Source organism: Kitasatospora sp. NPDC048662 (genome assembly GCF_055587065.1).
This window is the reverse complement of the sequence record NZ_JBVJHA010000004.1, coordinates 556391-581440: the sequence shown is the minus strand read 5'-3', so window position 1 is coordinate 581440 and position 25050 is coordinate 556391. Positions and strand designations below refer to the sequence as shown.

General features: G+C 72.9%; 24 protein-coding genes and 1 pseudogene. 10 read left to right on the top strand and 15 right to left on the bottom strand.

Annotated elements, in window-relative coordinates:
- Window positions 1–93 precede the first annotated feature (93 nt).
- The gene (locus tag ACZ6R9_RS15825) at window positions 94–1086 is read right to left on the bottom strand and encodes a YdcF family protein (RefSeq protein WP_380488461.1); all 993 of its coding nucleotides are present in this window, start codon (window positions 1084–1086) and stop codon (window positions 94–96) included.
- A 110-nt stretch (window positions 1087–1196) separates the two neighbouring features.
- Entirely contained in the window at window positions 1197–3254 is a 2058-nt protein-coding gene (locus ACZ6R9_RS15820; RefSeq protein ID WP_465538557.1) for an MDR family MFS transporter, read from the bottom strand.
- Between the two features lie 121 nt (window positions 3255–3375).
- On the opposite strand from ACZ6R9_RS15820, the gene ACZ6R9_RS15815 reads away from it, so the two are divergent.
- From ACZ6R9_RS15815 to ACZ6R9_RS15805, 3 genes are all read left to right on the top strand, one after another.
- Window positions 3376–3912, top strand: coding sequence for a SigE family RNA polymerase sigma factor (locus ACZ6R9_RS15815; protein WP_380488458.1), 537 nt, complete (start codon window positions 3376–3378; stop codon window positions 3910–3912).
- A gap of 131 nt (window positions 3913–4043) precedes the next feature.
- Window positions 4044–5255 carry a hypothetical protein gene (locus ACZ6R9_RS15810; RefSeq protein WP_465538556.1) on the top strand — a complete coding sequence of 404 codons (1212 nt, stop codon included), beginning with the start codon at window positions 4044–4046 and terminating at the stop codon, window positions 5253–5255.
- Between the two features lie 249 nt (window positions 5256–5504).
- Window positions 5505–5912: an HIT family protein gene (locus ACZ6R9_RS15805; protein WP_465538555.1), complete on the top strand. Its 408-nt coding sequence runs from the start codon at window positions 5505–5507 to the stop codon at window positions 5910–5912.
- 775 nt (window positions 5913–6687) lie between these two features.
- On the opposite strand, the gene ACZ6R9_RS15800 is transcribed toward ACZ6R9_RS15805, so the two are convergent.
- The gene (locus ACZ6R9_RS15800) at window positions 6688–7599 is read right to left on the bottom strand and encodes a helix-turn-helix domain-containing protein (RefSeq protein ID WP_380477837.1); all 912 of its coding nucleotides are present in this window, start codon (window positions 7597–7599) and stop codon (window positions 6688–6690) included.
- A 94-nt stretch (window positions 7600–7693) separates the two neighbouring features.
- Between ACZ6R9_RS15800 and ACZ6R9_RS15795 the strand changes: the two genes are divergently transcribed.
- A complete protein-coding gene (locus ACZ6R9_RS15795; RefSeq protein ID WP_465538554.1) occupies window positions 7694–8692 on the top strand; it encodes a LacI family DNA-binding transcriptional regulator in 999 nt (332 codons plus the stop codon).
- 48 nt (window positions 8693–8740) lie between these two features.
- On the top strand, window positions 8741–9904 hold the full coding sequence (locus ACZ6R9_RS15790; protein WP_380477840.1) for an alpha-hydroxy-acid oxidizing protein: 1164 nt from the start codon (window positions 8741–8743) through the stop codon (window positions 9902–9904).
- Between the two features lie 154 nt (window positions 9905–10058).
- Here the strand turns inward: ACZ6R9_RS15790 and ACZ6R9_RS15785 are convergent, their stop codons facing one another.
- Window positions 10059–10493: an ATP-binding protein gene (locus ACZ6R9_RS15785; RefSeq protein ID WP_380477842.1), complete on the bottom strand. Its 435-nt coding sequence runs from the start codon at window positions 10491–10493 to the stop codon at window positions 10059–10061.
- Between the two features lie 503 nt (window positions 10494–10996).
- Between ACZ6R9_RS15785 and ACZ6R9_RS15780 the strand changes: the two genes are divergently transcribed.
- On the top strand, window positions 10997–12172 hold the full coding sequence (locus ACZ6R9_RS15780) for an alpha/beta hydrolase family protein (RefSeq protein ID WP_465538553.1): 1176 nt from the start codon (window positions 10997–10999) through the stop codon (window positions 12170–12172).
- 193 nt (window positions 12173–12365) lie between these two features.
- Here the strand turns inward: ACZ6R9_RS15780 and ACZ6R9_RS15775 are convergent, their stop codons facing one another.
- The gene (locus ACZ6R9_RS15775) at window positions 12366–12845 is read right to left on the bottom strand and encodes an Lrp/AsnC family transcriptional regulator (RefSeq protein ID WP_380477846.1); all 480 of its coding nucleotides are present in this window, start codon (window positions 12843–12845) and stop codon (window positions 12366–12368) included.
- 112 nt (window positions 12846–12957) lie between these two features.
- Between ACZ6R9_RS15775 and ACZ6R9_RS15770 the strand changes: the two genes are divergently transcribed.
- Complete coding sequence (locus ACZ6R9_RS15770) at window positions 12958–14109, top strand: trans-sulfuration enzyme family protein (protein WP_380477848.1); 1152 nt, start codon at window positions 12958–12960, stop codon at window positions 14107–14109.
- 98 nt (window positions 14110–14207) lie between these two features.
- On the opposite strand, the gene ACZ6R9_RS15765 is transcribed toward ACZ6R9_RS15770, so the two are convergent.
- From ACZ6R9_RS15765 to ACZ6R9_RS15750, 4 genes and pseudogenes are all read right to left on the bottom strand, one after another.
- Window positions 14208–15014, bottom strand: coding sequence for a DUF1028 domain-containing protein (locus ACZ6R9_RS15765; protein ID WP_380477849.1), 807 nt, complete (start codon window positions 15012–15014; stop codon window positions 14208–14210).
- 137 nt (window positions 15015–15151) lie between these two features.
- Window positions 15152–15466 (bottom strand): annotated as a pseudogene (locus ACZ6R9_RS15760) (GNAT family N-acetyltransferase); the annotation flags it as partial.
- Window positions 15467–15577: 111 nt separating this feature from the next.
- The gene (locus tag ACZ6R9_RS15755; RefSeq protein ID WP_465538567.1) at window positions 15578–16228 is read right to left on the bottom strand and encodes an FMN reductase; all 651 of its coding nucleotides are present in this window, start codon (window positions 16226–16228) and stop codon (window positions 15578–15580) included.
- A gap of 5 nt (window positions 16229–16233) precedes the next feature.
- Window positions 16234–17325 carry an LLM class flavin-dependent oxidoreductase gene (locus tag ACZ6R9_RS15750; protein ID WP_465538552.1) on the bottom strand — a complete coding sequence of 364 codons (1092 nt, stop codon included), beginning with the start codon at window positions 17323–17325 and terminating at the stop codon, window positions 16234–16236.
- Between the two features lie 247 nt (window positions 17326–17572).
- Between ACZ6R9_RS15750 and ACZ6R9_RS15745 the strand changes: the two genes are divergently transcribed.
- Window positions 17573–18226, top strand: a complete 654-nt coding sequence (locus ACZ6R9_RS15745) for a TNT domain-containing protein (RefSeq protein WP_380477857.1) — start codon at window positions 17573–17575, stop codon at window positions 18224–18226.
- Window positions 18227–18233: 7 nt separating this feature from the next.
- On the opposite strand, the gene ACZ6R9_RS15740 is transcribed toward ACZ6R9_RS15745, so the two are convergent.
- On the bottom strand, window positions 18234–18770 hold the full coding sequence (locus ACZ6R9_RS15740; RefSeq protein ID WP_465538551.1) for a PadR family transcriptional regulator: 537 nt from the start codon (window positions 18768–18770) through the stop codon (window positions 18234–18236).
- A 249-nt stretch (window positions 18771–19019) separates the two neighbouring features.
- On the opposite strand from ACZ6R9_RS15740, the gene ACZ6R9_RS15735 reads away from it, so the two are divergent.
- Complete coding sequence (locus ACZ6R9_RS15735) at window positions 19020–19892, top strand: S1 family peptidase (protein ID WP_465538550.1); 873 nt, start codon at window positions 19020–19022, stop codon at window positions 19890–19892.
- Window positions 19893–19976: 84 nt separating this feature from the next.
- Here the strand turns inward: ACZ6R9_RS15735 and ACZ6R9_RS15730 are convergent, their stop codons facing one another.
- The 5 genes from ACZ6R9_RS15730 to ACZ6R9_RS15710 all read right to left on the bottom strand — a co-directional run bounded on the left by ACZ6R9_RS15730 (window position 19977) and on the right by ACZ6R9_RS15710 (window position 24471).
- Window positions 19977–20264 carry an antibiotic biosynthesis monooxygenase gene (locus ACZ6R9_RS15730; RefSeq protein WP_380477863.1) on the bottom strand — a complete coding sequence of 96 codons (288 nt, stop codon included), beginning with the start codon at window positions 20262–20264 and terminating at the stop codon, window positions 19977–19979.
- Between the two features lie 438 nt (window positions 20265–20702).
- A complete protein-coding gene (locus ACZ6R9_RS15725; protein WP_465538549.1) occupies window positions 20703–21581 on the bottom strand; it encodes a methyltransferase domain-containing protein in 879 nt (292 codons plus the stop codon).
- Window positions 21582–22034: 453 nt separating this feature from the next.
- Complete coding sequence (locus ACZ6R9_RS15720) at window positions 22035–22226, bottom strand: hypothetical protein (RefSeq protein WP_465538569.1); 192 nt, start codon at window positions 22224–22226, stop codon at window positions 22035–22037.
- 26 nt (window positions 22227–22252) lie between these two features.
- On the bottom strand, window positions 22253–22444 hold the full coding sequence (locus ACZ6R9_RS15715; protein ID WP_465538548.1) for a hypothetical protein: 192 nt from the start codon (window positions 22442–22444) through the stop codon (window positions 22253–22255).
- A 26-nt stretch (window positions 22445–22470) separates the two neighbouring features.
- On the bottom strand, window positions 22471–24471 hold the full coding sequence (locus tag ACZ6R9_RS15710; protein WP_465538547.1) for an oxidoreductase: 2001 nt from the start codon (window positions 24469–24471) through the stop codon (window positions 22471–22473).
- A 181-nt stretch (window positions 24472–24652) separates the two neighbouring features.
- Here ACZ6R9_RS15710 and ACZ6R9_RS15705 point away from each other — a divergent pair, with 181 nt between their 5' ends.
- Entirely contained in the window at window positions 24653–25045 is a 393-nt protein-coding gene (locus ACZ6R9_RS15705; protein ID WP_380477869.1) for an RNA-binding S4 domain-containing protein, read from the top strand.
- The last annotated feature ends 5 nt before the right edge of the window (window positions 25046–25050 follow it).

Genomic DNA, 25050 nt, shown 5'->3' with positions numbered 1-25050 from the left:
AGGCACGGATCCCCCGGTGATCATGAAGCGTAGAGAACTCCATGATCGGGTGAACCGTGCCTGCCCTGCTGCCAGCACCTACTGGCGGACGCCCTAAGCGGTGACGGAGACCAGGGAGAGCAGCCCGCAGACCGTCAGGTTGATCCACTTGTGGGTGGCGAGCACGGCGACGAACTCGCGGATGGTGGCGCTGGGCCAGAAGTAGGCGGCGGTCGGGGAGCCCGCGACCTGGCCGTTGAGGGATTCCTGGCGGGCCAGGAGGGCGGCGCGGAAGGCGTGGAAGTTGTTGGTGACCACGATGCAGCGGTAGGCGGGGTTGGCGGCGGTCATCAGCTCGCGGGAGAAGCGGAGGTTCTCCTCGGTGGTGCGGGAGCGGTCCTCCAGGAGGATCCGGTCGGCGGGGAAGCCGCGGTCGGTGAGGTAGGCGGCCATCGCGTGGGCTTCGGGGAGCTGTTCGTCGGGGCCCTGGCCGCCGGAGACGATCAGCAGCGGCGGGCGGCCGTTCGCGGCCTGGCGCTCGTACAGGGCGCGGCCGCGTTCGAGGCGGCTGGCCAGCAGCGGCGGGACGCGGGTGCCGCCGAGCAGTCCGGAGCCGAGGACGACGACGTAGTCCACGTCCTGACGCGGGATCAGCCGGCCGTACAGGTAGGCGTATCCGATGAAGCAGAGGAAGAGGAAGGACAGGTAGCAGGCGAGCAGGAAGACGGTGCGGGCGATCACCGCGAGGATCTGCGAGTCGGCCTGGCTGGCGGCGATCAGCAGGGCGACGACCACCAGGATGCCGAGGCCGCAGAGCAGCGACAGCAGATTGGCGAGCCGTCGGCCTTCCTTGCGGATCATCTTGAAACCGTTGGAGATCAGCAGGCCGGAGAGCACCAAGGTGGCGACGGTGGGAGAGAGGACGACCGCGATCAGGAAGACTTCGACGAAGACGGAGCCGGTCCTGCCGAGGGTGACGAGCAGGGCGAAGGCCAGGAAGGTGACGGCGAGTCCGAGGTACACGGCGTTTCTGAAACGGCGCCGGTCGCGCTGTACGCCGACGGCGGTCAGGAGCAGGAAGAAGATCGCGGGGGCGTACAGGAGCATGGGGGTCAGTTTATGGGGCGGCATGATCCGAACCGCCTCGAAACCTGGGAAACAAAGACAAGCGGGCCGACATTCACATGAAACGACGGCCGATCGCCGTGGCCGGGCAGTCAGAGACGGGCCGGCGCGCCGCTCTGCGGAAACCCTTCGGCGAGGTCCTCGGCGATCATGCGTTTGGCGATGGTGTCGGCGGCGGCCCGCAGTTCGGCGCTGCGGGGGCGGCCGATGTCCTGCTCCAGGCGGTGGCACAGCCACTGGGACCAGGCGCGGTTGATCGTCGCGGCTTCCCGCTCGCCGGCCTCGGTGTGCGCGTAGAAACCCCCGTGGGCCTCCAGGAACCCTTCGGCGACCATCCGGTCGAACACCGGCTGGAGGACCTCCGGGGGGATCCGGCGGCGGGCGGCGATCAGGTTGAGGGTGGCGTGGCCGACGCTGCGGGTGAACAGATCGACCTGCATGACGGCCCAGGCGCCGGCCATGTCGAGCCGGGTGCCGGAGGATTGAACGAGTTGCCGGGCGGTGTCCAGTCCGACGCCGCCGAGGAGTTTGGCGACGGAGAGTTCGAGCAGCTTGGCGGAGTCGCCGGAGGAGGGCTGCGCGAAGCCCTCGCCCATGTCGGTGCAGGTGGCGCGGGCCGAGTCGCGGAGTTCGACCTGCTTGAGGAAGAGCGCGACCACGAAGCCGAGCAGCGCCACCGGCACCGTCCACAGGAACACGGTGTGCAGCGAGTCCGCGTACGCCCCGATGACCGGTTCGGCCGCGGCCGGCGGCAGCCCCTGGACGCCGTGCGGGCTCTGCGCGCGGACGGCGAGCTGCTCGGGGCTCTCACCGGTGGCCCGGGCGGCCGCGGCGACGCCGTCGGCCAGGTTGGTCCGCAGCGCGTTGGTGTAGATGGTGCCGAACACGGCGGTGCCGAACGAGGAGCCGAGGGTGCGGAAGAAGGTGACGCCGGAGGTGGCGGTGCCGAGGTCGGCGTAGTCGACGGTGTTCTGCACGGCGATGGTGAGCACCTGCATGCACAGGCCGATGCCGGTGCCGAGCACGAACATGTAGAGGCTGGCCAGCCAGGCGCTGGTGCCGGCGTTCAGCAGCGAGAGCAGGTACAGGCCGAGCGCCATCACCAGCGAGCCGACGATCGGGAAGATCCGGTACTGGCCGGTCTTGGACACCGTGTTGCCGCTGAACACGGAGGCGATCAGCAGGCCGAGCACCAGCGGCAGGGTCCGCACGCCGGAGACGGTCGCCGAGTCGCCGTCCACGTACTGCAGGAAGGTCGGCAGGAAGGTCATCGCGCCGAGCATGGCGAAGCCGACGATGAAACTGAGCACCGAGCAGACCGTGAACACCTGGTTGCGGAACAGCCGCATCGGCAGGGTGGGTTCGGCGGCGCGGGTCTCCACCCAGCAGAACAGGCCGAGCGCGACCACACCGCCGACGAACAGGCCGATGATGACGGGCGAGCTCCACGCGTACTCGTTGCCGCCCCAACTGGTCGCCAGAATAAGGGCGCTGGCGCCGATCGCGACCAGCACGATGCCCAGGTAGTCGATCACCGGGCGGGCGGCGGAGCGCACCACCGGGATGGAACGGGCGGCAGCGATCACCACCAGGACGGCGATCGGCACGTTGACGTAGAACGCCCAGCGCCAGGACAGATGGTCGGTGAACAGCCCGCCCAGCAGCGGGCCGATCACGGTGGCGACACCGAACACCGCGCCGATCGCGCCCTGGTACTTGCCGCGTTCGCGCAGCGGAATGACATCGGCGATCAGCGCCATCGAAGTGACCATCAGGCCGCCCGCGCCGACGCCCTGCACGGCCCGCCAGGCGATCAGCAGCGTCATGTTGGTGGCGAGGCCGCACAGGAAGGAGCCGGTGATGAAGACGATCGCGGAGACCTGGAAGACCACCTTGCGGCCGAACAGGTCACCGAACTTGCCGACCAGCGCCGTGGTGACGGTCTCCGCGAGCAGATAGGACGTCACCACCCACGACATGTGCGCGGCGCCGCCGAGGTCCGCGACGATGGTGGGCAGCGCGGTGCCGACGATGGTCTGGTCGAGGGCGGCCAGCAGCATGCCGAGCACGATGGTGCCGAACACGACGTTCCGCTGCCGCCGGTCGAGGACGGGCGGGGCGGCCTGACTGGGCTCGCTGGTGGTGGTCACCACGGCATCGTCACACTTTGACCCGTTCTGTCCGTTCCGACACCCCGTTCGGCTGAAAAATGATCGATCGGCGTTTGTTCGACAGTGCGACAAGAGTGAAGTCCCACCGCGTTAGAGGGGCATGGACAGCACGACGACGACCGGCGCCGACGGCGGCCCCCCGGAGTTCCGGGACTTCGCTGCCGCCCGCAGCCGCCACCTGGTGCGCACCGCCTACCTGCTGACCGGCGGCGACGCCCACCTCGCCGAGGACCTCGCGCAGGAGGCACTCGGCAAGCTCTACGGCAGCTGGCGACGGGTCTCCCGGATGGCGAACCCGGCCGGGTACGCCCGCACCGTCCTGGTCAACACCTTCCTCAGCCACCGGCGCCGGCGCAGCAGCCGCGAACACGTCACCGACACCTTCGCCGAGTCCGCCACGCCCGCCATGCCCGCCGCCGACCCCGCGCTGCGCGTGACCCTGCTCCAGGCACTCGCCGAACTGCCGCAGCAGGACCGGGCGGTGCTCATCCTGCGCTACTGGGAGGACCTGGGTGTGGAGGAGACCGCCACCGCCCTGCGACTCACCCCGAGCGCCGTTCGCTCCCGCGCCGCCCGCGCACTCAGCCGCCTGCGCGGCCGCCTCGGCGAGCAGTTCGACGAGCTCGTCCGGCCCTGACGTTTCCTTCCGTCTCTCCCGGAGCCGTCTGCGCGCCCACCAAGGCGGGCAGTTCGGCAAGCTCCTCCCCTGACGTTCCCTCCGCACGTTCCCGCCGCACGTTCCCTCCGCACCGTTTCCGGAGAATGCCGATGACTTCCGAAGAGGACTTCGCCCGCGCCCTGCGGGCCTCCGCCGCGCACGCCCCCGAACCGCCCACCGAGCTGTTCGCGCTGGCCGCCGAACGCCGCGGCCGCACCCGGGTGCGGCGGCGCCGGGCGGCCGGGGCCTCGGCGCTCGCCCTGGTCGCCGCGGCCGGGTGCGCGCTGGCCCTGCTGCCCGACCGCTCCCCGGCACGCCCCGCACCGGCCGCCACGGCCGTCGGCCAAACGTTCATGTCCGACACCCTGAGCTCACTGATGCCCGCCGACGGCCGGGTCACCGACCTCTCGGGCACCTCCCCCGACGATCTGCAGCCCGGCCACACCCCGATGGCCTGGCTGGACTACGACGACGGCAACGGTCCGGCCCGGCTACTGCTGACCATCGACCGACTGCCCACCCCGCTCGGCGACGGTGCCGCCGCCCTGCAGTGCCCCGACACCCTCGCCCGGCCGACCGCCACCTGCGAGCTCGCCACCCGCCCGGACGGCTCGCGCCTGGTCACCACCGCGACCGCCCCACGCTGGGACGGCGACGACCGCAGCTGGACGGTGACGTTCGCCGACCCCGACGGCCGGATGGTCAGCGCCACCGAGATCGCCTCCGGCCGCCCGGGCCACCCGGCCCGCGAGCAGCCGCCACTCACCCGGGAACGACTGCTGGCCGTGGCCACCTCCGACGCCTGGCGGCCGGCCTTCACCGTCCTTCCCGCCTCCACCGTGCCGCCCGCCGCCCCCGTCGGCGGCCCCGCCGTGCTCACCGCCCTGCACACCGCGCTGCCCGCCGGGGCCACCTTCGACCCGGGCACGGGCACGCAGGAAACCCCGGGACGGGTGCACGGAACGGTCTCCCTCGGCGGCCACACCAGCCAACTGGTGGTCTCCGTCGAACACGGCTGGCAGCGCGGCTTCCCCGTCGAACCGGCCACCAGGTTCCGCAACCTCGGGTTCGACGGGAGCTTCAGCCAGACCCCGGACGGAACCCTGCGCTTCGTCAAGGAGGTCCCTGTTCCCGGCCCCGACGGCACCAAGGACACCCAGGGCACCGAGCGGATCGCGGGCGCGCTGCTCCCCGACGGCACCATGGTCACCGCCAAGATCTGGACGTACGGGCCCGACCACCAGGTCACCGCATTCCCCCCGGCGCTCAGCAGTGAGCAGCTGGTCGCGCTGGTCACCGTCCCGTCCTGGGCGCACGCCTGACGTCCTGCGGGGGCGGGGGGGGGGGGCGCCGCGGGGCGCCCCCCCCCGCGGCCCGTGGGGGGGTGGGTAGGGTTGTGCGGGGGGGGTGCGGGCGCGGGGCGCGGGGGCCCGCCCCCCCCCCCCCCCCCCCCGCCCTTGTTGTCTGCCGGTGGCGGGGTGGGCCCCCGCCCGGCCGGGGCCCCCTCCGTCCGGTCGGGGGGGGGCGCGCGGGGCGGGCCCCGCCCCGCCCCCGGACGCCATGATGGGGCGATGGACTGCCTGTTCTGCCGGGTCGCGGCCGGCGAGGTGCCGGTCGAGACCGTCCTCGCCGACGACGTCGTCCTCGCCTTCCTCGACCACCGGCCGCTGTTCCCCGGCCACCTGCTGGTGATCCCACGCCGCCACGTCCCCACCCTGACCGACCTCACCGACGCGGAGACCGGCCCCTACTACACGCGGGTCCGGCTGCTGACGGCCGCGGTCGAGCGGGGCACGGGCGCGGCCGGGAGCTTCGTCGCGGCCAACAACCGGATCAGCCAGTCCGTCCCCCACCTGCACACGCACATCGTGCCCCGCAACCCCAAGGACGGGCTGCGCGGCTTCTTCTGGCCCCGCACCCACTACCGCGACGCCGCTCACGCGAGCGAGACGGCGGCCCGCATCCGCTCCGCCCTCTGACCCCACGGCCCTGCCCACCCACCCACCCGAGCACCCCACCGCCGTCGGGCACCAAAGACAACGCTGCGCGAGCGAGGGCCGCAGGACCGGAGCCGCCACCCCACCACCGACCGGACAGGCCACGCCGCGCGGGCGGGGGCTGCAGGCCGGAAGCGCCGCCACCACCGACCGGGCAGCCCGCGTTGCGGGTGCCACCACGTCCCGTCCACGCTTCGCCGGACCGCCGCGCGGTACACGCGCGATCCCCCTCCCCCGCCGGAGGCACACCCCCACCACCCACCGAACCGGCCACGCCGCGCAGGCGAGACCTGCGCGCCGGAAGCGCCGCCCCACCGCCGACCGGGCAGACCACGCTGCGCGGGCGAGAAATGCGTGCCGGAAGCGCCGCCACCACCGACCGGGCAGACCACGCTGCGGGCGCCGCCACGTCCCATGCGCGCTTCGCCGGACCGCCGTGCGGAAGACGCTCGATCCCTCCGGACACCCCCTCCCCGCCAGAGGCGCACCCCACCGTCCACCGGACCGGCCACGCCGCACGGGCGGGGGTCGTTACGTCTCGTCCGCGCTTCGCCGGACCGCCGTGCAGAAGGCGCGCGATCCCCCAGACACCCCCTCCCCCGGCGGAGGCGCACCCCCTCCCCGCCGGACCGGCCACGCCGCGCGGGCGGGGGCTGTTACATCTCGTCCACGCTTCGCCGGACCGCCGTGCGGACGGCCGCGCGATCCTCCGAACTCCCCCGTCCCCCGGCGGAGGCGCGCCCCTACCGGGGGCCGGTTACGTCTCGTCTGTGGTGCCTCGGACTGTGGTGCGGAAGGCGATGGGGGTGGTGCCGGTGCGTTGGTGGAAGAACTTGGCGAAATTGGCGGCGTCGGCGAAGCCGAGGTGGTCGGCTATGCGGGCGGCGGGGGTGTCGCTGTGGGCGAGGAGGCGTTTGGCTTCGAGGACGACGCGGCGGTCGACGAATTCCTTGGCGCCGACGCCCGCGGCGGCGAGGGTGGCGCGGGAGAGGGTGCGCGGGGAGTAGCCGAGGGCTTTTGCGTAGTCCTCGACGCGGCGGGTGCGGGTGAAGTGGTGTTCGACGGCGTGCCGGAAGCGGCGGTAGGTCTCGCCGGGTTCGGCGGTGGTGGTGCCGCAGGGGGTCGCGGGGTTGGCGAGGCGCAGCAGGAGTGCGGCGAGCAGGTGGCGGAGCAGGGCGTGGTGGATGTCGGCGGGCAGGTCGGCGCCGGCGGCGTATTCCTGTTGGAGGTGGCGCAGCGCGTGCCGCAGGGCGTCGCGGGAGGTGCCGGTGGTGTGCAGGACGGCGGCGGCGAACGGGTCGTCGAGGTGGGCGGCGGCGACTGTCGCGGGGTCGGGGAAGCCGGGTTCGAAGAGGACGAGGGTGCCGTCGGCGTCGCCGAGTTCGCCCCACTGCTGGACCTGTCCGGGCCGGACCCAGAGCCAGCTGCCGGGGTGGACGGCGTGTTCGGTGAAGTCGACGGTGTGGTGGAGGGTGCCGCGGTCGAGGGTGAGCAGGTGGTGGAAGGCGGGCCGCTGGGGGCGGTGGAAGGCGCGGTCGGTGGCGGTGGCGCGGCGGGCGCGCAGTTCGGCGAGGGTCATCACTTCGACGCCGGTCGGTGCGCCGGGTGGCGCGGCGAAGGGGACCTCGGGGATCGTCGTCCCGGACGTCGGGTTGTCGCTGGCTCGCATGGTCACCACCCGCAGCCAGGCTACCTCCGGTGGATCTTCCGCCGGGAGGGCGGCGGTACGGTCGGTGGGGCAGCGGGACGGGAGGGGTACGGGGATGGAGCGGCGTTCGACCTTGCACGATGTGGCGAGGGAGGCGGGGGTGAGTGCGAAGACGGTGTCGCGGGTGGTGAACGGGGACGGGCCGGTGGCGGCGGCGACCCGGGAGCGGGTGCTGGCGGTGATCCGGCAGACGGGCTTTCGGCCGAACCTGTTGGCGCGCAGTATCCGGACGGGCGGCCCGGATTCGACGGTGGGGCTGGTGGTGCCGGATCTGGGCAATCCGTTCTTCGGGGCGCTGGCAGGCGGGGTGGAGGAGGCGGCGCGGGCGCGTGGGCTGACGGTGCTGCTGGGGTGTTCGGGCGGTGATCCGCTGCGCGAGGCGGAGGTGGTGGGCGTCTTTCTGGCGCGTCGGACGGCCGCGCTGCTGGTGGTGCCGGCGGCGGGCGGGGAGGCGTTGGCGCAGGCCCGGGCGGCGGGGGTGCCGTTGGTGTTCGTGGACCGGCCGGGGCCGGACACGGACTGTGTGCTGTCCTCGAACCGGGCGGGCGCCCGCGAGGGCGTGGCCCATCTGCTGGGCGCGGGGCATCGCCGGGTGGCGTTCCTGGGTGATCTGCCGCCGGAGCTGTACACCCGCCGGGAGCGCCTGGCGGGTTACCGGGACGCGCTGACGGAGGCGGGCGTCACTCCCGACGACGCACTTGTCGCGGAGGCCCGCACGGCGGCGGACGCGGAGCGTGCGGTGCTGCGGCTGCTGGCGCTGCCGGACGCGCCGACGGCGCTGTTCGCGTCCCATCTGAGCGCGGCGACGGGTGCGGTGCTGGCGCTGGGCCGGGCGGGCCGTCGCGAGGTCGCGTTGCTGGCGTTCGACGATCTGCCGCTCGCGGAGGTGCTGGATCCGCCGCTGTCGGCGGTCGCGCAGGCCCCGGCGGAGTTGGGTGCGGCGGCGGTGCGGCTGGCGCTGGCCCGGCTGGACGGGGACGCGACGCCGCCGCGCACCGAGACCGTTCCGACCCGGCTGGTGCTGCGCGGCACCCCCTTGACCGTCTGCCGGTAGCGGATGGAGGGTGGCCGCCACCATCGATCACCACCTCGAGGAGCGCGGATGGCCCCGCAGTTCGGCGACTACCAGAACGAGATCTACTTCGAGGCGCTGTTCGGTGTCGCGCCGAAGTACCCGATGACGTTCGCGGGCCTGGCGGAGCGGGCGCAGCAGGCGTTGGCGCCGGACCTGTGGTCGTACGTGGCGGGCGGCGCGGGTGACGAGCTCACCCAGCGGGCGAACGTCGCGGCGTTCGAGCGCTGGGGGCTGGTGCCGCGGATGCTGGTGGGCGCGAAGGAGCGGGACCTGCGGGTGGATCTGTTCGGTCTGGAGCTGGCGTCGCCGCTGTTCCTGGCCCCGGTCGGGGTGCTGGGGTTGTGCGCGCCGGACGGGCACGGGGATCTGGCGACGGCCCGGGCGGCGGCCCGTACGGGGGTGCCGATGGTGGCGTCGACGCTGTCGGTGGACCCGATGGAGCAGGTGGCGGCGGAGCTGGGCGGCACGCCGGGCTTCTTCCAGCTGTACACGCCCACCGACCGGGCGCTTGCGGAGTCGCTGGTGCACCGGGCGGAGGCGGCCGGGTTCAGGGGCATCGTGGTGACGCTGGACACCTGGGTGACGGGCTGGCGGCCGCGTGACCTGGGCAGTGGGAGTTTCCCGCAGCTGCGCGGGCACTGTCTGGCGAACTACACCTCGGACCCGGTGTTCCGGGCCCGTCTCCAGGACCCGGACGGGGATCCGCGCGGCGCGGTGATGGACTGGGTGCAGATCTTCGGCAACCCGTTGACCTGGGACGATCTGCCGTGGCTGCGTTCGCTGACCTCGCTGCCGCTGATCCTGAAGGGCCTGTGCCACCCGGAGGACGTCCGGCGGGCGAAGGACGCGGGCGTGGACGGGATCTACTGCTCCAACCACGGCGGCCGGCAGGCGAACGGCGGGCTGCCGGCGCTGGAGTCGTTGGCCGAGGTGGTGGCGGCGGCGGACGGCCTGCCGGTGCTGTTCGACTCGGGTGTGCGCAGCGGCGCGGACGTGGTGAAGGCGCTGGCGCTGGGTGCGACGGCGGTCGGGGTGGGCCGGCCGTACGTGTACGGGCTGGCGCTGGGCGGCGAGGCCGGGGTGGTGCATGTGCTGCGGTCGCTGCTGGCGGAGGCGGATCTGCTGATGGCGGTGGACGGCTGTCCGTCGCTGGAGTCGCTGCGGGTGCCGGGGGCGCTGCGTCGCTGCTGAGGGCCGGTGCGCGCACCGCCGGACTTATTGCGAGTCACTTGCAATAACGGAGTGCATGCAGCAGAGTGGGGCCGCGGGGTCGTCCTCCGATCGTCTTCCCAACCGGCGCCCGCCGGGACGCGGCGCCGGCCCCGCGCCGGCTTCCCCCGGCGCGTCAACAGAGCGGCAACCGCACCACCATGGTCTTGCCGCCGCCGTCCGGATCGGCCAGCGTCGCGGTACCGCCACCGGCGAGCTGCGCCAGCTCGTGCACCAGGTTCAGGCCCCAGCCGCCGCTGCCGTCCGGGTGCGGCGCCTGCGGGCGGTGCGGGCAGTGCGGGTGCCGGTCGTGCACCCGGACCGTCAACTCATCTGCCTCGAAGTCGAGTTGGAGTGTGGTGCGGGGCGATCGCACGGCCGCGTGCCGGACCGTGTTGGTGACCAGTTCGCTGACCACCAGCAGCACGGTGTCGGTCAGCGGATGGTCCGCGTCCAGGCCGCGGGCGGCCAGTTCGGCGCGCACACTGCGACGCGCCTCGGGCACGGACGCGGGCACGGTCGCCAGGCTCAGGCAGTACCGCACGGTCAGGGGTGGGTCCGCGACAGCCATGGTCGGTCCCTTCACAGCGGGGGCGACCGGGTCGGAGCGGGAGCGCCGTCGTGCGGCCGCGTCGGGGCTCGGCAGCCCTGCCCCGTCCGGAGGGACCGGACAGATTACCGTTAACCAGTACGGTAAGGCCGAAAGGCCCCGGATGCGGCGGCGGATGGTGGACAGTGGCCACAACTCGCCACCCCCGCCCGGCCCCTGAGGCCAGGTCGGACCGACGGCGTGTGTTAGGGCCTGCCCGGCCGATCTTGCCGGGCGCGCGACGCCGGATCATCCGCCCCCAGCCCTGGCGGGCCGGGAGGTGCCCCCACCCCCAGCCCTGGCGGGCCAGGAGGTGACCCCACGGGAGTGCCGGCAAACCATCCAAGTACACCCAGTACGAGGACGGTTCGCCGGCACTCCCGGCCGGGCGCGAAGTGGGGGATCTCGGGGTGTATCCAGCACCACCCTCAAGACGGAAGCCTGCATGATCGAGCGTCAGGGCGGAACCGGGCAGGATCGTGCCCATGAACACCACCTCGAACCGCAAGCGCCGTATCAGCGCTGTCGCAATCCTGGGTCTCGCCGTATCAGTGGCCGCGACCGGCACCGGACTCGCCGCCACGGCCCCGCCCTCCACCGTGCACGCGACCGCCGCCACAGCTGTTGCCGCGCCCCCGCGGTCCTTCCAGGGCGCGCTCCCCGCGCCGACCGGCCCCTACGCCGCCGGCGAGGAGGTCATCCACCTCACCGACACGAGCCGTCCCGACCCGTGGGTGCCGTCGTCCGGCCCCCGCCAACTGACCGTCACGATGGTCTACCCGGCCGTCCCCGGGACCGGGACTCCGGCCCCTTACATGACCCTCGGCGAGGCAGCCGGAATCGTCCAGCGGCAGAATTTGCCGGCGAGCTCCGGCGTCACCCCGCAGACCCTTTCCAGCGTCACCACTCACGCCTTCGACGGCGCGCGGCCGCAGCGCGGCAAGTATCCGCTGGTGGTCCTCTCACCCGCGTACGAGGACCCGCGCATCACGCTCACGGCGCTCGCGACCGACCTGGCCAGTCACGGCTACGTCGTCGCGCTCGTCGGCGACACCTACGAGGACAGCGGCGAGACGCTGGCGAACGGCCAGACGTCGCCGTGCGCGATCTGCGGTGACCCGACGCGGATCAACTCCATCCCCGCCAACCGCGCGCTGGACATGTCCTTCTTGATCGACCAGTTGACGCATGGCAATACCGCGTGGCGCCTGGCACACCTCATCGACAAGCACGAGATAGGCATGGCCGGACACTCCATCGGCGGAGCGGCGGCCGCCACCACGATGATCGCCGACCCGCGAGTACGGGCCGGAGTGAACATGGACGGCACCTTCCACCCGGAGCCGACGCCCGGCCAGATCAACCGGCCGTTCCTCATGCTGGGTACGACCACCAACACCGATTGGGAGCGCCCCTGGGCCGCCCTCGGCGGCTACAAGAAGTGGCTGACGGTCGCCGGCGCCGACCACCTCAGCTTCAGCGACCTGAACGTGCTTCTGGAGCAGGCCGGGTTCCCGACGCCGCCCCTCGACTCCGAACGTGGAATCGTGATCACGCGTGAGTACGTGACGGCGTTCTTCGACCAGACGCTGAAGAGGATCCACAGTCCGCTGCTGGACGGCCCCTCGCCGAACAATCCGGAAGTCCTCTTCCAGCACTAGCCAGGCAGCAGTTGCGTGACCGCTTGGGCGGGGGCCTGCGCCCGTGTTGCGTACTGGGCAGGTGGACGTTCGATCTCCAGGTGCTGAGCGGCGAGCCGGGAGAGGGCCAGCTGTCGGAATGTCATGAGTTCCTTGAGCTGCTTCTCCTGGGCTTGGCGGCCGACACGATCGATCGGACAGGCCCCGGCCGGCGTCAGATCGCGGGCGCGGTACCCGGGATCCGCTCGAACACCAGGTTGGTGCGGGTCTGCGCCACCGCCGGGTGGGTCGTCAGGTGCTCCACCACGAAGCAGCGCAGTGCCTCCGGGTCGGCCACTGCCACGTGCAGCAGGTAGTCCTCGCTGCCCGCCATGTGGAAGACCGCCAGAACTCCGGGCAGGTCCGGCGCGGCAGCGCGGAAGCTGCCGTTCTGCTCCCGGGTGTGTGCCCGCAGCCGCACCGAGATCATCGCCTGCAGCGGCAGCCCGACGGCCGGCAGGTCCACCTCCGCGTGGTAGCCGCGGATCACCCCGCGCTCGCGCAGCGCCCGCACCCGGGTCAGGCAGGTGGACGGGGCGATCCCGACCAGCTCGGCCAGCGCGTTGTTGGCCATCCGGGCGTTCGCCAGCAGCGCCCGGACGATCGCCCGGTCGGTCTCGTCCAGCGCCGCGCGGGCCCGTGGAATGTTCGGCACGGCACCAGCCTGGCGGCCCGCGTCGAACATTCGCAAGACCGCACCCGGCCCCTACCGAATGATCGATTACCGCTCTGGCCTTCGCCCGGCGGCAAGTTCACCATCAACGGCCATGAGCCGACTCGACACCAGAGCCGTGCACGCCGGCCGCGACGACCTCGCCGGCCTCGGCACGCACGTCCCCCCGCTCGACCTGTCCACCACCTACCCCGTGCCGGACCTCGCCGCCGGCGGCGACGCCTACCAGGCGCTGGCCACCGGCGGACGGCCGCCCGCCGAGGGTGGGCTGGTCTACCAGCGGCTGTGGAACCCCACCGTCGCCCGCTTCGAGCAGGCGCTGGCCGAACTGGAGGGCTGCGCCCAGGCGGTGGCCTTCTCCTCCGGCATGGCCGCGCTCACCGCCTGCCTGCTGGCCGCCGCCGCGGAGGGCCGCCGGCACGTGGTCGCGGTGCGCCCGCTGTACGGCGGCTCGGACCACCTGCTGGACTCCGGACTGCTCGGCACCGAAGTCACCTGGGCCACCCCCGGCACCGTCGCCGACGCCGTCCGCGCCGACACCGGGCTCGTCCTGGTGGAGACGCCCGGCAATCCCACCCTGGACCTGGTCGACCTGGCCGCGATCGCCCAACAGTGCGGCGACGCACCGCTGTTGGTCGACAACACCTTCGCCACTCCGGTGCTGCAGCGCCCCGCCGAGTTCGGCGCCGCGCTGGTGCTGCACTCCGCGACCAAGTCGATCGGCGGCCACGGCGACGTGCTGGCCGGCGCGGTCGCCTGCACCACCGAGTGGGCCGAACGGCTGCGCCGGGTCCGCGCCGTCACCGGCGCGATCCTGCACCCGCTGGCCGGCTACCTGCTGCACCGCGGCCTGCAGACCCTGCCGCTGCGGGTCCGCGCCGCCTCGGCGAGCGCCGCCCGGCTCGCCGACTGGCTGGCCGAGCAGCCCGAGGTGACGGCCGTGCACTACCCCGGGCGCTCCGGCTCCCCGCTGCTGGGACGTCAACTCCTCGGCGGCGGAAGCACCTTGGCGTTCGAGGCGGCGGGCGGCTTCGAACACGCGGCGGCGATCGCCGAGCGCTGCGAGCTGATCACCCACGCGGTCTCGCTCGGCGGCGTGGACACCCTGATCCAGCACCCGGCCTCGCTCACCCACCGCCCGGTCGCCGCCGCCCACAAGCCCGTCCCCGCCCTGCTGCGCCTGTCGGTCGGCCTGGAGGACCCGGCCGACCTGGAGGCGGACCTCGCCAAGGCGCTGCTCCGGTAGCAGGGGCGGCTCCCCCGCGGCCGCCCACCACGTGCCGATCGATCCGCACGAGGTGGCGGCCACCGGGGAGTTGACGCCCCGGCCGGGCCGGGACCGGATCAGCTCGCGGCGACCGTGCGCAGGTGGTTCAGCACCAGCGGGTCGATGCGGCCCGCGACCAGGCGGCCCTCGAGGTTCTCCACCCCGGCCCAGCGGTCGAGGTCGTCGTGGCCGAGCGCGGCGAGCAACGCGGCGACCTCGTCGGCGAGTTCACCGTCGAGCGCCAGCAGCGAGTCCGGGTCCGGGGTGCCGTGCAGGATCTCGTGCAGGGCGAGCAGGCGGCGCAGTTCGCCGACCGGGTCCGGGTGGTCCTCGACCCGCAGGTCGTGCGAGGTGTCGCCCCAGCCGCCGACGCCCTTGCCGGGCTCGACCGCGTACAGCGCGGCGCTCTGCCGGCCGCGGGAGTCGCCACCGGCCGCGTCACCCGCCGCGAGGGCGGCCAACAGCCGGTCGGCGAGCGGGAGTTCGGCGGAGGCCAGCCAAGCGGACTCCATGTCGCGGACCACCTCGGGCCCGGCGAGGATGTTGCCCTGGATCGCGTAGTCCTGGCCGGCCACGCCGCCCGCCCAGGGCAGGCACTCCTCGCCGGTCCAGCTGACGGCGCTCTCGGGGCCGACCACGCCGAGCTGGCGGTGCACCCGGCCGCCGTCGGCGGCGAGCAGCGCCGCGACGGTGTCGGCAGGCGAGGCGCCACTGCGCAGCATGGCCATGCCCTGCGGGCGGTAGGCGAGGTTGGCCCAGGCCTGGGTGGCGAGGGCGCCGGTGCCGGTCTCGGCGGCGGGAACGAGGGCGCCGACGGCGAGGAACTTGCTGGCCACGGCCACGCCATAGGCGTTTCCGTGCCGAGCGACGATGGAGAAGGTCACGACGGGCGACGATAGCTCTGCCGGAACCTTTCGTCCACGGTGAATCCCGGTTCGACACATTCCGTCAAGTCCCGCAAGTCCCACGGCGGGTGCCGGTCTCGTCCCCGGCACCCGCCGTCCGTCGTCCGCGCGACGGCTCAGAGATCGAACTTGGCGCGCTTGTCGGCGGGCACCAGGTCGACGTACTCGGGGTGCTTGGCGATCCAGCCGCGGATGAACGGGCAGTACGGCAGCACGCCCAGGCCGCGCTCGCGCGCCGTGTCGAGGACGGCGCGGGCCAGCTTGCCGCCCAGGCCCTGGCCCCCGAAGGCCGGGTCGATGACGGTGTGGACGAAGGCGATCTGCCCGCCGTCGCGGAGCTGGTACTCGGCGAATCCGGCCAGTCCGGCGTCGGTGCTGATCTCGAAGCGGGACTGCTCGGTGTTGTCGGTGACCTGGGGTTCCATCGGGCGCTGCTCCTCGTTCTCGGGGGTTCGCTGGGGTCTTGGGGCTTGCTGGGCCTTGGGGCTTGCCGGGGCTCGGGTCGCCGGGGGCTCGTCGCAAGATACGGGCGCGGTGGCCCGTCAGTGTGCTCGCAGCGCAGCGAGTTGTTGCTCGAAGGGCACAACCTGCTCGGCCTGCCGGGTCGCGGCGGGCCGCCCGGCCAGCAGGGCCGCGAGTTCGCGGGCGGCGCGGTCGATCCGGCCGGCGAGCGAGCCGTCGGCCCCGTTCGCGCCCCAGTCCTCGGAGGCGGCGAAGACCGCGGTGGGGACGACCACGGCACGCAGGTGGGCGAAGAGCGGACGCATCGCGTGTTCGAGGGCGAGGCTGTGCCGGGCGGTGCCACCGGTGGCGGCGATCAGCACGGGCGTGCCGGTCAGCGCGTCCTTGCCGAGGACGTCGACGAAGGACTTGAACAGGCCGCTGTAGGAGGCCGAGAAGATCGGCGTGACGGCGATCAGGCCGTCCGCCTCCTCGACCGCCCGGACGGCGTCGCGCAGCGCGGGCGGCGGGAAGCCGGTGATCAGGTTGTCGGCGATGTCCCGGGCGAGTTCCCGCAGTTCGACCACCCGGACGTCCACCTCCCGTCCGGCATCGCCCGGTTCACGGGCGGCGGCGCCCGGTTCGCCGGTGGTGGCGCCCAGTTCGCGGGCGGCGGCGCCGGCCAGGCGGTCGGCGAGCAGCCGGGTGGAGGAGGGGACGGAGAGTCCGGCCGTCACCACGACCAGTTTCAGCGCGCTCACTTGGCGACCTCTCCGCTCCGACGTGCCGCCACCAGCGCGGCGTGGATGGGCCCGTCGGGGACCTCGGCGGGGCGATTCTTGGCGAACTCCTTGCGCAGCACGGGGACGACCTCCTCGCCGAGCAGGTCGAGTTGCTCCAGGACGGTCTTCAGCGGCAGGCCGGCGTGGTCCATCAGGAACAGCTGGCGCTGGTAGTCGCCGAAGGTCTCGCGGAAGGTCAGGGTCTTCTCGATGACCTCCTGCGGGCTGCCGACGGTGAGCGGGGTCTGCTCGGTGAACTCCTCCAGCGAGGGCCCGTGCCCGTAGACCGGGGCGTTGTCGAAGTACGGGCGGAACTCCCGTACGGCGTCCTGGGAGTTCTTGCGCATGAACACCTGCCCGCCGAGGCCGACGATCGCCTGCTCGGGGGTGCCGTGGCCGTAGTGGGCGTAGCGGGTCCGGTAGAGGTCGACCAGGCGCTGGAAGTGGCCCTTGGGCCAGAAGATGTTGTTGGCGAAGAAGCCGTCGCCGTAGTAGGCGGCCTGTTCGGCGATCTCGGGGCTGCGGATGGAGCCGTGCCAGACGAACGGCGGGGTGTCGTCGAGCGGGCGCGGGGTGGCGGTGAAGGACTGCAGCGGGGTGCGGAAGCGGCCCTGCCAGTCGACGTTCTCCTCGCGCCAGAGCTGGTGCAGCAGCGCGTAGTTCTCGATGGCGAGCGGGATGCCCTGGCGGATGTCCTTGCCGAACCACGGGTAGACCGGGCCGGTGTTGCCGCGGCCGAGCATCAGATCGACCCGGCCGTCGGCGACGTGCTGGAGCATCGCGTAGTCCTCGGCGATCTTCACCGGGTCGTTGGTGGTGATCAGCGTGGTCGCGGTGGAGAGCACGATCCGCTCGGTCTTCGCCGCGATCCAGCCGAGCATGGTGGTCGGCGAGGACGGCACGAATGGCGGGTTGTGGTGCTCGCCGGTGGCGAAGACGTCGAGGCCGACCTCCTCCGCCTTGAGCGCGATCGCCAGGATCGCCTTGATCCGCTCCCCCTCGCTGGGGGTCCGACCGGTGGTCGGGTCGGTGGTCACGTCACCGACGCTGAAAATGCCGAACTGCACCGCGCTCAACTCCCTCTCGGTTGATTCAACATTCAACCACTCGCTGCAACGAGACGCCACCCCGCCCTATTCCCGCCAGGATTCCCCCTCGACTGACCGAAACGCCGACACTCTCGGCAGCTGATCGGACACGCAGAGTTGACTGATGGTCAGGCATTCCGCTTACCTGATGCACGCCCTCGGGCGCGGACCGTCACCGGCCGCGCCGCTGCGCCCTCCCTGCCGTCCACCTCCCACCGGAGTGTCCGTGCGCCTGCGCCAGTTCCTCGCCCCGCTCGTCGCCACCGTCGCCCTGCTCGCCACCGCCGCGCCGGTCGCGTCCGCCGCGACCCCCACCGAGCTGCGGATCACCGTCACCACCGAGTGCTCCGCCGATTTCCAGCACGGCGACTCCCGGCTCGGCCCCGCCCAGCTGCCCAACGCCGGAGCGGTCGGCCACCAGCTGATCGGCTACCTGCGCACCGGGCTGATGAGCGAGCAGCAGTTCCTGAACACGTACTACGACAGCGCGGCCGGCAGCTGGAAGTACCCGCCGTCCAACGGCTACCTGCTGACGCCCGACGGCACCCCCATCGAGTACAACACCACCCTCAGCCCCGGCCAGGCGATCGACCGCTACGGCAGCGAGTACGGCTCCTTCCTCGCCCCCGAGGGCCTGCCGTACGCCACCCGCTCGATCCCGCCGTCCAGCCTCGACGGCAACCCGGCGGCGGGCTGCAACTACCACGACTACCGGGTGCTGAAGGCGTTCACCGTGCACTCCGGCCCGATCGCCCCCTGGTTCGGGCAGCCCGGCCTCGGCCTCCAGTACCAGCTGGACGCCGCGCTGGTGCCCGGGGCGCCGGAGCGGATCAACGTCGGCTGGCTGGTGACCAACGGCTATCTGGAGCGGCTGGTCTGAGCCGCGCTCAACTCTTCGCTTCCGGAATCCCGTTCAGGGCCTGGTCGAGCCAGGCCAGCCAGAACGACTCCAGCTGGATGCCCGCCTGCAGCACCGTGTGCTGCAGGCGGTTCTCCGTCTCCGCCCGCTCCGGCGGGAAGTCGCGGGCCTCGATCTCCAGGTACTCCGCCAACTGGGCCCGGTGCAGCTCCCGGTGGCGCGCCAGCTCCGCCTCCAGGCCGTCCACGCCGAGCACCGCCGCGGCGCGCAGCCGCAGCAGCAGCGGGTCCCGGATCGGCTTCGGGTCCTGCGCCTGCCCGACCCACTCGCGCAGCCGCTCCCGCCCCGCCGGCAGCACCTCGTACTCCTTGCGCTGCCCGCGCCCCGCCCCCGGCCCCGAGGCCCGCACCAGTCCCTCGCGCTCCAGCCGCCCCAGCTCGCGGTAGATCTGCTGGTGCGTCGCCGACCAGAAGAACCCGATCGACCGGTCGAACCGCCGGGTCAACTCCAGCCCCGAGGACGGCTTCTCCAGCAGGGCGGTGAGGATCGCGTGCGGCAGTGACATGCGGCCGATCGTACGGGCCGCGCGTCGCCGCGCATGCCTCGGCGCCGCGGTGGGCAGCGATGGGGGCGTCGGGAAAGCGCGGTCGGGGGTCTTGTGCCGCTCCAACTCCTGGCGAAATACTCCCGGATAGCGCTTGTCAGGGGCAGATCAGAACTGGGGCCGGGAGTCGACCGGTCCGCGATCTCCGCCTGCCCGCGCCTCACGGCCCGTCAGTTGTCCGGGCCTCCCCCACCCCTCAGGAGGAGAACTGTGAGGACCACGCGCACCACCCCCACGCCCCCGTCCCGCACCCGCGGACGCCTGCTCGCCGTCACCGTCGCCCTCGCCGCGGCGACCGCCCTCGCGGCGCCGAGCGCGATCGCGGCCGCCCCCGCTGCCGACGCCGGCACGCTGGCCCAGGTCAGCAACGCGGTCGAGCAGACCGGGGTCAACGGCATCGCCTGGCACACCGACCAGGCCACCGGCCAGGTCGTCGTGACGGCCGACAGCAGCGTCAGCCCCGCCGCGCTCGCCAAGCTCGGCAAGGCCGCCGGGACGCAGCACCTCAGGATCGAGCGCACAGCAGGAACGTTCAACCCGCTGCTTTCGGCCGGCGCGGCCATCTACGGTGGCGGTTACCGGTGTTCGCTGGGCTTCAACGTGGTCAAGGGCGGCGTCTACTACTTCCTGACCGCCGGGCACTGCGGCAACCTCGCCGGCACCTGGTACAGCAACTCCGGCCAGAGCACCACGGTCGGAACCACCGTCAGCTCCAACTTCCCGGGCACCGACTACGCGCTGGTGAAGTACAGCAGCGCCTCGGCCAGCCACCCCGGCGGCTACTCGGCGGCCAGCGCGTACGTCGGCGAGTCCGTCAAGCGCACCGGCTCCACCACCGGCACCCACGGCGGCACCGTCACCGCCCTGAACACCACCGTCCGCTACTCCGACGGCAGCACGGTCCGCGGCCTGATCCAGACCAACGTCTGCGCCGAGGGCGGCGACTCCGGCGGCCCCCTCTACGACGGCACCAAGGCCCTCGGCCTCACCTCCGGCGGCAGCGGCAACTGCACCACCGGCGGCACCACGTTCTTCCAGCCCGTCACGGCGGCGGCCGCGGCGTACGGCGTCTCGCTGTACTGACGCACCGCACATGCCCGCAGCCCCCTCGGACCGGCAGGCCGGAGGGGGCTGCGGCCTGACGGCGTCCGCCGGCCCGGCCGCCGCTCAGCGCGACAACAGGGCGTGGACCTCGCGGGGCTTCACCTCGCGCTCGTCGAACACCACCGCCTCACCGCACTCGCGGCCCACGGCGGCGAACGCGTCCTGGAACGCCTGCTGGGACTCGAACGCGCCCGTGGTGACGACGGCGTCGCCCTCGGGGGTGACCCAGACCTCGACCCGCAGAAGCCCCGGCTGCTTGCCCAGCACTGCACGGACCTGGTGGCAGCGGCCGACGAACTCCTCGACGTACTCCGGCTTCGGGTAGTGGAACGCGATGAAACCGAACGACATGGCGATGCCCTTCTCGCATTGTGCGACTGCGTATAACGAGAGCTTAGGCGCGCTGTACGCCACCGCACAACGCTCGGGCCTGTGAAGTGGACCACGCGACGGGCTGAGTGCGCTCACCGCGCGAAAAGCGGGGCGGGGAGGGCTCGTTGGCGCCGGCCTCGGGCGGAGTGGGTGCCGGTTTCGGGGGCGCGGGCGTCGGTCTCGGGCGGAGTGGGTGCGCCAGGGTCACCTCGCACCCGCGGCTGCGCCGCCTCGCCGTGCCCAGTGACGGACGGCGAAGTCGAGGCCCGCAGCCCGCTCGCGGAGGCCGGGCGCGGCCGGACGCGGGGACGATGCGCCGGCGGGCACCGCCCTCCGCTCGGACGACGGTGCCCGGTGTCCCTCGGCGAACGGCGCTGCGGGCAGGTCGGGCAGGTCGGGCAGCGCCTGGATCCGTGCCTAACCGGCTGCCGGGCGGCGTCCCCAGGCCGAGATGAGCGGTGCGAGTGTCAGGTCGAGTTCGCCCGCGGCGATGGCGGCCAGGTGTGCGTCGATCTCGGCGTCGTCGGTCAGGCCGGCCGCGAGCAGTTCCCCACGCACGTGGCGGATGGTCGCGGCCTCCAGCCGGTCGCAGGCCGGGCCGCCGACCGGGAAGGTGCCCGAGGCGGCGACGTCCACCAGGCCGGCCTCGCGCAGCGCCCGTGGCAGTGTCCGGCCGTAGCGCAGGTCGGCGCCCCGGCGTGCCAGCAGTTCCCGGACGGCGTCGCGCAGTCGGTTGGCCCGCCGCTGTGCGGGGCCGCTCTCGTCCAGGCAGGCCAGTGGTTGCAGGGCGGTGTCGGCGTCCTCGATCAGCAGCCAGCCGCCGGGCTTCAGCGCTGCCGCCATCGTGGCCAACGCCCGGGCCCGGTCGGGTACATGGACCAGCACGAGCCGGGCGTGCACCAGGTCGAACGTCCCCGGCTCCGGGGGCGGATCAGCGACGACGTCGTGCTTGCGCACCTCGTACCCCTCGCCGGTCTTCAGCCACGACGGGTCGATGTCCGTGGCCAGCACGTGCCCGGTCGGGCCGACGGCCGCCGCGAGCGCCTCCGGGATGCCGGGGCCACCGGCCCCCACCTCCCAGCAGCGCGAACCGGCCCCGACCCCCAACCGGTCGAAGTGTCCGCGCGTCACACCGTCGAACAGCTCGGCCAGCCAGACGAATCGCTCACCCGCCTCGGCACGCGCGTTGTCCAGCAGGTACCCGCGGGCGGGAGCGGACTCCCCGTCGGGCGTGGTGGTCCTGGCAGTGGGATCCGGTCGGCCATCGCCGTGCGGCGGGCGGGGCGTGGAAGTCATGACTCCATGGTCAACCTTCTTGGGCCACAGGCGCCATGACCGCGGGCGAGGGGTGCCTCACAGCACGTCCCGCTGACGGCCGACCGTCGTTGTTGGGAAGGCCCGCCGGCGTGCGCGGAACGGGGATGTACCTGGTGAGCGCGGGCGCCGAGAGGCGGTCCGGCGGGTCGGTCCCGGCCGCCGTGAACGAGGGGTCGGCGCGGCGGGGCCGCTCGACCGGACGGGCTGGTGCCGGTGCCGTTCGACGAGGTGACCGCGCTGCCGGGGGAACCTGCCGGGCAGCTCCGGCACCATTCAACTGACTGACCGGCTCCCGGACTTCGGGGAATCCCCGCACAACCTCCTCGGCCGGACCGGCCGCTGGACGCGGGACCTGGCCGACGCGATGCGCCTGCGGGTGGCCCGGCACTGCCTGCGACCGGGCCACCCGCCCACCCAACTACTGACGTGACGTCAGAGCGCCGTCGCCAGGCGGGTGCCCTGGTCGATGGCGCGCTTGGCGTCGAGCTCGGCAGCGAGGTCGGCGCCACCGATCAAGTGGGGGTCGATACCGCGTTCGCGCAGGGCGTCGAGGAGGTCGCGACGGGGTTCCTGACCGACGCGATGCACCTGCGGGCGGCCCAGCACTGCCTGCGACCGGGCCACCCGCCCACCCAACTACTGACGTGACGTCAGAGCGCCGCCGCCAGGCGGGTGCCCTGGTCGATGGCGCGCTTGGCGTCGAGCTCGGCAGCGAGGTCGGCGCCACCGATCAGGTGGGGGTCGATACCGCGTTCGCGCAGGGCGTCGAGGAGGTCGCGACGGGGTTCCTGACCGGCGCGATGCACCTGCGGGTGGCCCGGCACTGCCTGCGACCGGACCACCCGCCCACCCAACTACTGACGCGGAGTCAGAGCGCCGCCGCCAGGCGGGTGCCTTGGTCGATGGCGCGCTTGGCGTCGAGCTCGGCAGCGAGGTCGGCGCCACCGATCAAGTGGGGGTCGATGCCGCGTTCGCGCAGGGCGTCGAGGAGGTCGCGACGGGGTTCCTGACCGGCGCAGAGGACGATGGTGTCGACGGGGAGGACCTGTTCGGTGCCGTCCACGACCAGGTGCAGGCCGGCGTCGTCGATGCGGCGGTACTCGACGCCGGGGACCATCACGACGCCGCGGTGGCGCAGTTCGGTGCGGTGGATCCAGCCGGTGGTCTTGCCGAGGCCGGCGCCGATCTTGCCGGTCTTGCGCTGGAGCAGGTGGACGCTGCGCGGGACGGCGGGGCGGGTGGGAGCGGTCAGGCCGCCGGGGGTGGTGTGCTCGGCGTCGACGCCCCACTTGGCGAGGAAGTCGTCGGTGCCCGGGTCGGTGAGGTATTCGGCCACGTCGAAGCCGATGCCGCCCGCGCCGATCACGGCGACGCGGTCGCCGACCTTGGCGCCGTCGCGCAGCACGTCGAGGTAGCCGAGCACGCTGGGGTGGTCGATGCCGTCGATCTCGGGAACGCGCGGGGTGACGCCGGTGGCGAGCACGACCTCGTCCCAGCCGGTCAGGGCGTCCGCGTCGGCGAGCGTGTTGAGGCGCAACTCGACGCCGGTGCGCGCCAGTTCGTGCCGGTAGTAGCGCAGGGTCTCGTCGAACTCCTGCTTGCTGGGGACGCGGCGGGCGACGTTCAGCTGTCCGCCGATCTCGCTCGCGGCGTCGAACAGGGTGACCCGGTGGCCGCGGTCGGCGGCCGAGACGGCGAACGCGAGGCCGGCCGGGCCGGCACCGACCACGGCGATGCGCTTGCGCAACCGGGTGGGGGCGAGGACGAGTTCGGTCTCGTGGCAGGCGCGCGGGTTGACCAGGCAGGAGGTGATCTTCGCGCTGAAGGTGTGGTCGAGGCAGGCCTGGTTGCAGCCGATGCAGGTGTTGATGGCCTCGGGGGTTCCGGCGGCGGCCTTGTTGACGAAGGCGGCGTCGGCGAGCATCGGGCGGGCCAGCGAGACCAGGTCGGCGTGGCCGGTGGCGAGCAACTCCTCGGCGAGTTCCGGGGTGTTGATCCGGTTGGTGGTGACCAGCGGGATGCCCACCTTGCCCATCAGCTTCTTGGTGACCCAGGCGAACGCGCCGCGCGGGACGGAGGTGGCGATGGTGGGGATGCGGGCCTCGTGCCAGCCGATGCCGGTGTTGATGATGGTGGCGCCGGCCGCCTCGATCTCCTCCGCGAGCCGGACGACCTCGTCGAAGGTGGAGCCGCCGGGCACCAGGTCGAGCATGGACAGCCGGTAGACCAGGATGAAGTCCGCGCCGACCCGCTCGCGCACCCGGCGGACGATCTCGATCGGGAAGCGCATCCGGTTCTCGTACGAGCCGCCCCAGCCGTCGGTGCGGTGATTGGTCTGCCGGGCGATGAACTCGTTGATCAGGTAGCCCTCGGAGCCCATGATCTCCACGCCGTCGTACCCGGCGGAGCGGGCGAGTTCGGCGCAGCGCGCGAAGTCCTCGATGGTCTGCTCGATCTGCTCCTCGGTCAGCTCGTGCGGGACGAACGGGCTGATCGGGGCCTGCAGGGCGGACGGGGCGACCAGGTCCTGGTGGTACGCGTAGCGGCCGAAGTGCAGGATCTGCAGGGCGATCTTGCCGCCCTCGGCATGCACGGCGTCGGTGATCACGCGGTGTTCGGCGGCCTCCTGCTCGGTGGTGAGCTTGGCGCCGCCGGACCACGGCCGCCCCGCCTCGTTGGGCGCGATGCCGCCGGTGACGATCAGGCCGACGCCGCCGCGGGCGCGCTCCGCGTAGAACGCGGCCATCCGCTCGAAGCCGTTCGCGGCCTCCTCCAGGCCGACGTGCATGGAACCCATCACCACTCGGTTCCGCAGCGTGGTGAAGCCCAGGTCGAGCGGGGCCAGCAGGTGGGGGTACGCAGCAGTCATCGACGCCTCCGGTCAGGATTTGTTACCCAACGGTAGGGGGCGGCGGACTTTCTCTGCAACTAGTTGCACAAAGCTCTGGGCGGCTCGGCTCTGGGCGTCTCGCCTCTGGACGTTCAGCTCTGGGCGGCTTGGCTCTGGACGTTCGCCGCTGGGCGGCTCGGCTCGGCGATAGAGTCGGGATATGAGCACGGACGAGGCGAGCGTACGGATCGACAGCTGGATCTGGGCGATCCGGCTGATCAAGACCCGCTCGGCGGCGGGCGCGGCCTGCCGGGCCGGGCACGTGAAGGTGAACGGGGCCACCGCGAAGCCCGCGCAGCACGTCAAGCCCGGCGACGACGTACGGGTGCGGGTCGAGGGCCGGGAGCGGATCGTTCAGGTGGTCCGGCCGATCGCCAAGCGGGTCGGCGCGCCCGTCGCCGAGACCTGCTACGTCGACCACAGCCCCCCGCCGCCGCCCCGCACCGAGCGTCCCGCCGAGATCGGTCTGCGCGACCGCGGCGCCGGACGGCCCACCAAGCGCGACCGGCGCGACCTGGACAAGTTGCGCGACGGCTATCGCCCCTACTTCTGATCGGC

Bases quoted from the DNA above. Each gene is read 5' to 3' on its own strand.
- ACZ6R9_RS15810 (WP_465538556.1), top strand. From the start codon at position 4,044: ATGACTTCCGAAGAGGACTTCGCCCGCGCCCTGCGGGCCTCCGCCGCG.
- ACZ6R9_RS15740 (WP_465538551.1), bottom strand. From the start codon at position 18,770: ATGTCACTGCCGCACGCGATCCTCACCGCCCTGCTGGAGAAGCCGTCC.
- ACZ6R9_RS15785 (WP_380477842.1), bottom strand. From the start codon at position 10,493: ATGGCTGTCGCGGACCCACCCCTGACCGTGCGGTACTGCCTGAGCCTG.
- ACZ6R9_RS15770 (WP_380477848.1), top strand. From the start codon at position 12,958: ATGAGCCGACTCGACACCAGAGCCGTGCACGCCGGCCGCGACGACCTC.
- ACZ6R9_RS15795 (WP_465538554.1), top strand. From the start codon at position 7,694: ATGGAGCGGCGTTCGACCTTGCACGATGTGGCGAGGGAGGCGGGGGTG.
- ACZ6R9_RS15730 (WP_380477863.1), bottom strand. From the start codon at position 20,264: ATGTCGTTCGGTTTCATCGCGTTCCACTACCCGAAGCCGGAGTACGTC.
- ACZ6R9_RS15725 (WP_465538549.1), bottom strand. From the start codon at position 21,581: ATGACTTCCACGCCCCGCCCGCCGCACGGCGATGGCCGACCGGATCCC.
- ACZ6R9_RS15790 (WP_380477840.1), top strand. From the start codon at position 8,741: ATGGCCCCGCAGTTCGGCGACTACCAGAACGAGATCTACTTCGAGGCG.
- ACZ6R9_RS15805 (WP_465538555.1), top strand. From the start codon at position 5,505: ATGGACTGCCTGTTCTGCCGGGTCGCGGCCGGCGAGGTGCCGGTCGAG.
- ACZ6R9_RS15705 (WP_380477869.1), top strand. From the start codon at position 24,653: ATGAGCACGGACGAGGCGAGCGTACGGATCGACAGCTGGATCTGGGCG.
- ACZ6R9_RS15825 (WP_380488461.1), bottom strand. From the start codon at position 1,086: ATGCTCCTGTACGCCCCCGCGATCTTCTTCCTGCTCCTGACCGCCGTC.
- ACZ6R9_RS15800 (WP_380477837.1), bottom strand. From the start codon at position 7,599: ATGCGAGCCAGCGACAACCCGACGTCCGGGACGACGATCCCCGAGGTC.
- ACZ6R9_RS15710 (WP_465538547.1), bottom strand. From the start codon at position 24,471: ATGACTGCTGCGTACCCCCACCTGCTGGCCCCGCTCGACCTGGGCTTC.
- ACZ6R9_RS15815 (WP_380488458.1), top strand. From the start codon at position 3,376: ATGGACAGCACGACGACGACCGGCGCCGACGGCGGCCCCCCGGAGTTC.
- ACZ6R9_RS15780 (WP_465538553.1), top strand. From the start codon at position 10,997: ATGAACACCACCTCGAACCGCAAGCGCCGTATCAGCGCTGTCGCAATC.